The sequence below is a fragment of the Streptomyces sp. NPDC060205 genome (genome assembly GCF_042728395.1).
Classification (GTDB): domain Bacteria; phylum Actinomycetota; class Actinomycetes; order Streptomycetales; family Streptomycetaceae; genus Streptomyces.
The window spans coordinates 1-9,204 of sequence record NZ_JBHWZP010000351.1; the positions used below are offsets into that span (position 1 = coordinate 1).

Annotated in this window: 9 protein-coding genes; 5 read left to right on the forward strand and 4 right to left on the reverse strand. The window is 74.3% G+C overall.

Going from position 1 to position 9,204, the window contains the following annotated elements; genetic code table 11:
* The first annotated feature begins 105 nt into the window (after nucleotides 1-105).
* A complete protein-coding gene (locus ACFWGJ_RS37335; protein WP_387333418.1) occupies nucleotides 106-1,128 on the forward strand; it encodes a helix-turn-helix transcriptional regulator in 1,023 nt (340 codons plus the stop codon).
* Here ACFWGJ_RS37335 and ACFWGJ_RS37340 read toward each other — a convergent pair.
* On the reverse strand, nucleotides 1,125-2,102 hold the full coding sequence (locus ACFWGJ_RS37340; RefSeq protein WP_387333419.1) for an SDR family oxidoreductase: 978 nt from the start codon (nucleotides 2,100-2,102) through the stop codon (nucleotides 1,125-1,127). The two genes, ACFWGJ_RS37335 and ACFWGJ_RS37340, sit on opposite strands and share 4 nt — an antisense overlap.
* Before the next feature lie 122 nt (nucleotides 2,103-2,224).
* Here ACFWGJ_RS37340 and ACFWGJ_RS37345 point away from each other — a divergent pair, with 122 nt between their 5' ends.
* Entirely contained in the window at nucleotides 2,225-2,743 is a 519-nt protein-coding gene (locus ACFWGJ_RS37345; protein ID WP_366787475.1) for a DUF4240 domain-containing protein, read from the forward strand.
* Here ACFWGJ_RS37345 and ACFWGJ_RS37350 read toward each other — a convergent pair.
* On the reverse strand, nucleotides 2,693-2,935 hold the full coding sequence (locus ACFWGJ_RS37350; RefSeq protein WP_387333420.1) for a hypothetical protein: 243 nt from the start codon (nucleotides 2,933-2,935) through the stop codon (nucleotides 2,693-2,695). The two genes, ACFWGJ_RS37345 and ACFWGJ_RS37350, sit on opposite strands and share 51 nt — an antisense overlap.
* Nucleotides 2,936-3,137: 202 nt before the next feature.
* Complete coding sequence (locus ACFWGJ_RS37355; protein WP_387333421.1) at nucleotides 3,138-3,956, reverse strand: peptidoglycan recognition protein; 819 nt, start codon at nucleotides 3,954-3,956, stop codon at nucleotides 3,138-3,140.
* A 188-nt stretch (nucleotides 3,957-4,144) separates the two neighbouring features.
* Here ACFWGJ_RS37355 and ACFWGJ_RS37360 point away from each other — a divergent pair, with 188 nt between their 5' ends.
* Nucleotides 4,145-5,329: a MarP family serine protease gene (locus ACFWGJ_RS37360; protein WP_387333422.1), complete on the forward strand. Its 1,185-nt coding sequence runs from the start codon at nucleotides 4,145-4,147 to the stop codon at nucleotides 5,327-5,329.
* Between the two features lie 618 nt (nucleotides 5,330-5,947).
* Here the strand turns inward: ACFWGJ_RS37360 and ACFWGJ_RS37365 are convergent.
* Nucleotides 5,948-6,436, reverse strand: a complete 489-nt coding sequence (locus ACFWGJ_RS37365; protein WP_387333423.1) for a GNAT family N-acetyltransferase — start codon at nucleotides 6,434-6,436, stop codon at nucleotides 5,948-5,950.
* A gap of 92 nt (nucleotides 6,437-6,528) precedes the next feature.
* Here ACFWGJ_RS37365 and ACFWGJ_RS37370 point away from each other — a divergent pair, with 92 nt between their 5' ends.
* Nucleotides 6,529-7,428, forward strand: a complete 900-nt coding sequence (locus tag ACFWGJ_RS37370) for a TIGR01777 family oxidoreductase (protein WP_387333424.1) — start codon at nucleotides 6,529-6,531, stop codon at nucleotides 7,426-7,428.
* 194 nt (nucleotides 7,429-7,622) lie between these two features.
* Complete coding sequence (locus ACFWGJ_RS37375; RefSeq protein WP_387333425.1) at nucleotides 7,623-8,996, forward strand: NAD(P)/FAD-dependent oxidoreductase; 1,374 nt, start codon at nucleotides 7,623-7,625, stop codon at nucleotides 8,994-8,996.
* Nucleotides 8,997-9,204 lie beyond the last annotated feature (208 nt).

A 9,204-nucleotide genomic window follows, 5' to 3' on the forward strand; every position in this document is an offset into this window, starting at 1 on the left:
TTTCAGGGGCGCGGGGAACTGCGCGGCCAGCCACGACGGCGCCGCGGACGAACGCGTACCCACCCCACTCACCGCACCGGCGGAGCCACCGGCATCATGGTGCGCATGCGCGCTGCCCGGCTCATCAAGATGGTGCTGCTTCTGCAGTCCCGGCCCTCCATGACCGCCGCCGAGCTGGCGCGCGAGCTGGAGGTGTCCGAGCGGACGATCACGCGGGACGCGCAGGCGCTGTCGGAGGCGGGCGTCCCGGTGTACGCCGACCGCGGCCGCACCGGCGGCTACCGCCTCGTCGGCGGCTACCGGACCCGCCTGACGGGCCTCGCCCGCAGCGAGGCCGAGGCCCTGTTCCTCTCCGGCGTACCGGGCGCCCTGCGCGAGATGGGCCTGGAGGACGCCTCCTCCGCCGCCCTCCTGAAGGTGTCCGCCGCCCTCCTGCCGTCCCTCAGGGACGCCTCCCGCACCGCGGCCCAGCGCTTCCATCTGGACGCCCCCGCGTGGTTCGCCGAGCCGAAGACCCCCGAACTGCTGCCCGCCATCGCGGAGGCGGTCTGGGACGACCGCCGGATCACCGCGCGCTACCGCCGCGAGGACACGGACCTGGAGCGCGAGCTGGAGCCGTACGGGCTCGTCCTCAAGGCCGGTGTCTGGTACGTGTGCGCCAGGGTCGTCGGGCCGGAGCACCCACCGGAGCAGGGCCCCGGCCCCTTCCGGGTCTACCGCATCGAGCGGTTCACCTCCGCCGAACCGGCGGGCGACCGCTTCGAGCGCGACGAGACCTTCGACCTGCCCGGCTTCTGGGCCGACCAGGCCGAGCGGTTCGCCCGCTCGCTCCTGCGGGCGACCGTCGTGGTGCGCCTCACCGAGGCGGGCGCGCGCCGGCTGAAGCACACTGTCGACCCCCTCTCGGCCCAGGAGGCCCTGGACGCGGCGGGCCCGCCCGACGGCCAGGGCCGGGTGACGCTCACGCTGCCGGTCGAGTCGTACGACGTCGCGTACACCCAGTTCCTCTCGCTCGGCCCGGAGGCGGAGGTACTGGAGCCGGCCGAGCTAAGGAAACGTTTCTCCGACGCCGCGGCCCGGATCGCCGCGTACTACGTCGACGCGGCGACCCGGGCCGACAAGGACTAGCGGTAGCCCGTCACGTCCGCCGGCTTGCCCTGTGACTCCACCTCCAGCAGATAGCGCCACGCGTCGGGCGCCGAACCGTCGACGTCCGTGAAGCCGTACTCCTGGGCGAGGCCGCCGCTGGACAGCGACTGCCCGTTCCAGCGGGCCACGTCCGGATCGGCGGCCAGCGCGACCAGGGCCCGCCCGATGTACGTGGGCGACTCGGAGATCGCGAAGTGCGGTGCCTGCTCACAGGCGTCCCGCCAGTTCTCCTCGGTGACCTTGAACGCGGTGTCGAGCATCGCCTCGGAACGCAGCCACCCCGGGGTGACGCAGACCGCCGTACAGCCGTACTCCTTCAGTTCCTCCCCGAGGTCGTACGCCATCCGGATCGGGGCCGTCTTGGCGAGGTCGTAGAACAGCGGCTTGCGGTAGCGCCGGTTGTACTCCTCGGTGCCGTCCGTGACCTCGACGAGCAGTCCGCCGGGGTTGCGGACGAGGAGGGGCGCCGCGATGTGGCTGGTCACGAGGTGCGACTCGATGCCCAGGCGCATGATCCGCAGCCCCTTGGCGAGATCCATGTCCCACATGTCGGGCTGTTTGTCGGTCGTGAAGTCGAGGTGGACGTCCCCGCCCCAGATGTCGTTGACGAGGATGTCGAGGCGCCCCTGCTCCTGGTCGATGCGCTCGACCAGCGCGCGTACCTGCTCGGGTTCCAGATGGTCCGTGGGTACGGCGATCCCCCGGCCCGCGCCACCCGCGGCGCGGGCGGCCTCCTCGACCAGTTCGGCCGTCCCCTCGATCGTCTCGGTGGTCCGGCCGACCTCGCTGACCCGATCGCGGGTCGTGCGTCCGGTCACGTACACCGTGGCCCCCGCGCGCCCCAGCTCGACCGCCATGGCCCGGCCTGCGCCGCGCGTGGCACCCGCGACCAGCGCGATCCTGCCGTCGAGCGGTCCCGCGTTCTGTCGTGAAGCCTGCTCTGCTCTCTCCATGTGCCGAGCATCGCGCCGAATGCCGACACCTGCTGTCGGATTTTCCGGCGGCATGTGCGCGCATAACGATCCGCCTGTCCCCGGGTGCGCGGGCCGGGTACAGGCCCGATGCTTGTCCCGTGATGGACGAGACGGAGTTCTGGGAGCTGGTGGACGCGACCCGCGAGGCCGCCGAGGGCGACCCCGAGGAGCAGGCCGACCTGCTCGTCGAACGGCTGCTCCGGCTGGACCCCGAGATGGTCCTCGACTTCGCCCGTCACTTCGAGGCCCGTTACAACCGCGCGTACACCTGGGACCTGTGGGGCGCCGCCTGGATCCTGCTCGACGGGGCCAGCGACGACGCCTTCGACTTCTTCCGCTGCTGGCTGATCGGCCAGGGCCGGGAGACGTACGAGGGTGCCGTGCACGATCCGGACAAACTGGCCGACCTGCTCGGGGACTTCGACGACGAGGTCGACGGGGACGCGGAGGAGCTGGGGTACGCGGCGGACGAGGCGTACGAGCAGCTCACCGGCGCGGTCGCCCCCGACCTCGGGATCCCGGCGGCCCCTCCCGAGCCGCTGGGCACCCCGCTCGACCTGGAGAACCACTCACTCCTTGAGGAACGCCTGCCGCGCCTGTGGGACCGCTTCGCCGGCTGACGCCCGCGGGGCGCTGTGCGGGGGCGCCGCGTTGGCCCGGTCCAGCGCGGACGCGGTGGCGGCGGAGGGGCCCACCACGACCGCGGCCACCACACAGGCGACGGTCCAGGGACTGCGTGCGACCCGCCCCCACAGGGACGTACGCCCGGCCTGTCGCTGCTCCGGACTGCTCGTACTCGTGCGCCTGTTCATGATCCCCACCTCCGGTCGGTACGTGCCCCGACGCTAGAAGGCGTGCCTCGGGGTGATCGTTGAGCCCGCAGTGGCCCACCTGTGAGGAACGCCGGCGCCCGAAGAGGCGCGCGGCACACTGGCGCCCCGAAGGGGCGCGGGGAACTGCGCGACCAGCCCCCACCGGGCCCGCAGACGAAACACCACCTCCCGGCGGGAGTCCTCAGCGCCGCCCCTGCAAGCGGGCAGCCTCCTGCCGGATCGAGGGCAGACGGGCCATGAGCGCGGCCCCCGGACACGCGGTCCAGTACCCGTCCGTGTGCCCGGACACCGCCGTGAACGTCCCCCGCGTACCCGCCCGGTACCTGCTCAGACTGTTGGTCGACACAAGCCGCACGGACGCACGCGGGTCGACGCCCGTGAGCCCCAGCTTCCACGCGGCGACGGCCGCGATGGAGTCGGTCATCGCCTTGGGGACGGGCACGCCCGCGGTGAACGTACCCAGCGCGGCGATGCCCGTCGTGCCCACGTTGAAGCCCTGCGTGTGGGCGCCGACGACGGCCCGCTCGACGCCACCCGCCCGGCCTTCGTACACGGTGCCGCAGCGGTCGACGAGGAAGTTGTAGCCGATGTCGTCCCAGTGCCGGACTCCGGCCTGACCGGTGTACAGGTACTGGATGATGCGGGGCGCGTCGGCGCAGTCGTAGCCGTTGGGCGAGTCGGTGTGATGCACGAAGACGGCGGACACCCGGTCGGCGTACCGGGTCGGCGGCTGGGTGGACGCGGCGTCGCCCAGCCAGCGTTCCCTCGGCACGATGGGCGGCTTCGGGGCCCGGTGCCCGACGGAGGCGCGGGCCGCGACGGCCCGCTCGCCGTCGCCCGGCGTCCGGTCGACGCCCACGGCGCAGAGCACCAGCGCTGCGACGGCCGCGAGACCGGGGACGCAGGCCAGCGCGGCGCGCGCGGGCCGGGGCAGCCGGTCCGCCGCGACGCGCGGGAGGCGGGGTACGCGGGCCGTGAGCGGGCTCCGGTGGGCGCACATGCGACCCACTCTCCGGGAGACCGGGAGGGTCCGCGATGTGTGGTGTGCCACCCGGTGGAACCAACGCCCCGGTCCGGGACGTTTCTACAGGTCCACGCACGTGTGCCGGCCGGCCGGTCCCCCACGCGCGTACCTGATCACTGGGCCCGCCCGGCGCGTACTAGGGGGCCCAAGAGAAAGGGAGCTCCGTGGACCTGCTCGACATCCTGCTGTTGCTGGTCATTCTCGGCTACGCGGCGTCCGGCTACCGGCGCGGACTGGTCGCGGGCTGTGTCTCGCTGGCCGGCTTCGTGGGCGGTGCCGTCATCGGTGTATGGGTGCTGCCCTGGGTGATGGACCTGGTGGAGGCGGGGACCACGACCGCGACGGTCACGGCGGTGCTCACCGTGCTGCTGCCCGCGGCGGTGGGCCACGAGCTGGCGGGGCGGCTGGCGCTGAAGCTCCGCCGTGAGCTGGACCGGGGTCCCCTGCGCGTGGTCGACGGAGTGGGCGGCGCCGCGGCGAACACGGTCTCCGTGCTGCTCGTGGCGTGGGTGGCCGCGAGCGTGCTCGGCGCGTCGGCCTCGCCCGTCGTCACGTCCTCGATCCGGGACTCCGCGCTGCTCGGCGCGGTGCAGGACACCATGCCGGAGACGACCCCGGCGTGGTTCTCGCGGGCCACCTCGGCGCTCACGGAGGCCGGTTTCCCGCAGGTCTTCAACCCCTTCGAGAACGAGCCGACGGCCTCGGTCGCCAAGCCCTCCGGGGACAGCGTCACGGCCGCCGCCACACGGGCCTCCCAGCGTTCCACGGTGAAGGTCGAGGGCGCCGTCGGCACGCAGGGCCGCGAGGGCAGCGGCTTCGTGTTCGCCCCGGAGCACGTCATGACCAACGCGCACGTGGTGGCGGGCATCGACGACCCGACCGTGCGGGTGGGCGGCACGGGCCGGGCGTACGAGGCGAAGGTCGTCCTCTTCGACCCGCAGAAGGACGTGGCCGTGCTGGACGTGCCGGGGCTCAAGGCGCCCGTGCTGTCCTTCGACACGAGCGCGAAGCGCGATGACGCGGCCGTGGTCGCGGGCTACCCGCAGGACGGCGGGCTCGACCTCCAGGCGGCGACGGTCGCGAACAAGATCAATGCCCAGGGGCGGAACATCTACGGCTCCGCCGTGGTCAACCGCGAGATCTACTCGATCCGCTCCACGGTCCGCCCCGGCAACTCCGGCGGCCCCCTGCTGACCACCGAAGGCAAGGTCTACGGCGTCGTCTTCGCCCGCTCCACGAGCGACGCCGAGACGGGGTACGTCCTGACGGCCGACGAGGTCGCGGACGACGCGGCACGGGCGGCGAAGGCGTCGTCGCCGGTGGACACGGGGGATCTCGTGACGTCGTGACCGCCGTCCCGAGCGGGTCGCCGTCCCGGCGGGGTCACCGTCCCGAGCCGGGTCACCGTTCCGGCCGGGTCGCCGCCCCGAGTCGGCCGCCGTCCCGGCCGGGTCACCGCCCCGAGTCGGCCGCCGTCCCGGCCGGGTCACCGTCCCGAGCCGGTCACCGTCCCGTGCGGGTCGCCGTCCCGAGTCGGCCGCCGTTCCGGCCGGGTCGCCGCCCCGAGCCGGCCGCCGTCCCGAGCGGGTCGCCGTCCCGAGCGGGTCGCCGTCCCGGCCCGGCGGCCGTCCGGCCGGATGCGGTCCTCTCGCGAGCCCGCCGCGAAGACCCCCGGCGGGGCTGCCGGTCAGACACCGTGGCCCCAGGGGCAGACGCCACGGGGCGGCCGGTCCCACACGGTGTACCGAGGCGCAGACGCGGGGCGGCCGACCGGACGACGTGAACCAGGGGCGGACGCCCCACGGGGCAGCCGGTCCCACACGGTGTACCGAGGCGCAGACGCCGCGGGGCGGCCAATCGGACGCCGTGAACCGAGGGCTGTTGGCCGGCGAGGACCGGGGGCGGACGCCACGGACCGGGGGCGGACGTCGTGGGTCGGGCGGTCGGGGCCCGGCGGCGGTCGGGGGTCAGAGTCTGCGGCCCATGAGTACGTCGTCCACGTACTCGTCGGCCAGCCGGAACTCCTCCGGCTGGATGCCCTCGACCACGAAGCCCTCCGACTCGTACAGCCTGCGTGCGGGTGTGTTGTGGCCGAGGACGCGCAACGTGATCCGGCGTGCGCCCTGGCGGCGGGCCTCCTCGACGGCGGCGCGGATCAGCGCCCGGCCCACTCCGTTGCCGCGGACCTCGTCGGCGACGGCCAGGCCCTGGATCTGCCGTACGTGCGCGTTGGACGCGAGCGGGGTCGGGAATCCGAGGCGTACGTAGCCGACGAGCCGCCCGCCCAGCTCGGCGACCTGGTGGTCGCGGGGCCCGACGCGGTCGTTGAAGAACGGCTCGTACGGCGGCTGTTCCCGGGGTCTGACCGCGTGCCGGTAGGACCAGACCGCGCGGTCGAGACGGCCGAGCGCCTCCTCGTCCTCGGGCACTGCGAAGCGTATGTACGGCTCGGGCATGAACGTCACTGTAGAGCGGGCGCGCCGGGCGCCACCCCGGCCGCGGGCCCCTCGGCGCGGTGTTCCCGGGGAGACTGGCGCAGGATGGGGTCATGGAAGCTTCGCGAATCGCCGTGGCCGGCGCGTCCGGCCTCATCGGTACGGCCCTGGTGCGCTCACTGACCTCCGACGGGCACGAGGTGGTGCGGCTGGTGCGCCGCAGCCCCCGGACGGAGGACGAGGTCGAGTGGGACCCCGAGCGCGGTTACGTGGACGCCGTGGGCCTGACCGGCTGCGACGCCGTGGTGAATCTCGCGGGCGCCGGGATCGCCGACCGCCGCTGGTCGGACGCGTACAAACGGACGATCCGCGACAGCCGGCTCCTCGGCACCGCCACGCTCGCGGAGGCCGCCGCCTCCCTCGACCGGCCGCCGAGGGTCTTCCTCAACGGCAGCGCCATCGGCTTCTACGGGGACACCGGCACGCGGGCCGTGGACGAGAGCGCGCCGCCCGGGGACGGGTTCCTGCCCTCGCTGTGCGTGGAGTGGGAGGAGGCGGCGGCGCCCGCGCAGGAGGCGGGCGTACGGACCGTCTTCGCCCGCACCGGACTGGTGGTGGCCCCCAAGGGCGGCGCCTGGGGGCGGCTGTTCCCGCTCTTCAAGGCGGGGCTCGGCGGGAAGATGGGCGACGGCCGGCAGTACTGGAGCTACATCGCGCTGCACGACCACGTGGCCGCGCTGCGGTTCCTGATCGACTCCGAGGCCCTGTCCGGGCCCTTCAACCTGACGGCTCCGCAGCCGCTCACCAACGGTGAGATCACGGCCGCCATGGGGCGCGTCCTGCACCGGCCCACGCTGTTCCCGGTGCCCGCGCCCGTCCTGAAGGCGGCGCTCGGCGAGATGGCCTCGGAGGTGCTGGGCAGCCAGCGCGTCCTTCCCACCCGGCTGCTGGAGTCGGGCTTCACCTTCGCGTTCCCCGGCATCGAGGAGGCCGTCCGGGCGGCTCAGGCGTAGTACGGCGCCGGCACCGGGCACGCCTCCCGGCGCGTGCACGCCGGTCACATGCGACCGGCGTGCGACCGTGCCCTGCTCATGCGCGAGTTCCCCCGGCCGGTCGCGGCCCTACGCTCGTCCCGAAGTCGGGTATTCCGGATACCCGTTGGGGGCGGGACGCCTCCAAGCAGCCGCGCGACCTCTAGGAGGGGCACGTGCTTGAGCCCGCTTGCCAGGCGGACGTCGTCATCGTGGGGGCCGGGGTCGCGGGACTCTCGGCCGCCCAACGGCTGAACAGCGCAGGTGTGTCGACCGTCGTCCTGGAGGCCGCCCCCCATGTGGGCGGCCGGATGGCGACCGAGAAGATCGACGGTTTCCGTCTCGACCGTGTCGGACGGCTCCTCTCCACGTCCTACCCCGAACTGCGCCTGACGCCGGGCCTGGACGCCCTCGTCCTGCGCCCGTTCGCCGCCGGCGTCCTCGTCCACGCCGAGGGGCGTACGCACCGGGCGGGTGAGCCCGCGAGCGCCGGGGGCGCAAGGGGCGCACTCGACGCGGCGCGCGCCTTTGTGAGCCCCCCTCGCAGGCTGCGGCAGCTGCCTGCGGCCGCCGCCGCGCCCGTGTCGCGGGCGTACCCCCCGCTCGGGGGCGCGCTCGACCAGGCCCGGCTGGCGGCGGCCCTCGGCCGGATCGCGACGGTTCCCGTGGAGCGGCTGCTGGCGCGGCCCGAGCGGCCCGCCGGGCGGGCGCTCGCGGCACGCGGCATGCCGGCGCGTACGGTCGAGGGTTTTCTGCGCCCCCTCCTGGCGGCGCTGCTCTGCGATCCGGATCTGACGACGTCCAGCCGGTGCGCCGACCTCGCACTCCGTGCCTTCGCCTCCGGCCGGCTGTGCGTGCCCGAGGGCGGGGCCGACACGCTGCCGGAGCTGCTCGCCGCGACGCTGCCGCCGAGGACGGTCCGTACCGGGGTGCGGGCCACCGCCGTCTCGACGACGTCCGTGACGACGGCCGAGCACGGTGAACTCCGCTGCCGGGCCGTCCTGGTGGCGACCGGGGCGCGCGCCGCGGCGCAGCTGCTGCCCGGTCTGCGGGTGCCGCCGTGCCACCCCGTGACGGTGGTGCACCACACGGCGGACGAGCCGCCCCTGACGGACGCGGCGCTGCTCCTGGACGCGGACCGGCGGGGGCCCGTGGCCCATACGGCGGTCGTCAGCCAGGTCGACCCGTCGCGGGCGCCCGTGGGGCGTGCCCTGATCTCGTCGACGGTGCTGGGCGCACCGCCCGCGGACACGGACCGTACGGTACGGGCGCAGCTGGCGGCCCTGTACGGCACCGCCACGCACCGCTGGGAGCTGCTGGCGGTCCATCACACGCCCGACGCCGTCCCGGCGATGGCGCCGCCGCACGACCTGCGGCGTCCGGTGCGGCTGCTGGCGGGCCTGTACGTGTGCGGCGACCACCGGGACACGAGCACGGTGCAGGGTGCTCTGCACTCGGGGCGGCGGGTGGCGCGGGCCCTGCTGAGGGACTTGGGCGTCGCTTCCACGGCGGTGGCTGCGGCCCCATTACGACCACCCACGGCGGCGTAGCCCCTCGCGGAGAGCGCCCACATACCAGCTGCGGGCTGGTGGGGACCGTCCGCGCAGTTCCCCGCGCCCCCGAACAGCCCCTCCAGGGTGTCGAACGTCGACTGCGCCCCGGCGGGGGCTTGTCGCGCAGTTCCCCGCGCCCCTGAAAGCAGCCCCTCCAGGGACGGTCGAACGTCGGCCCCAGGCCCGTGGGGGCTTGTCGCGCAGT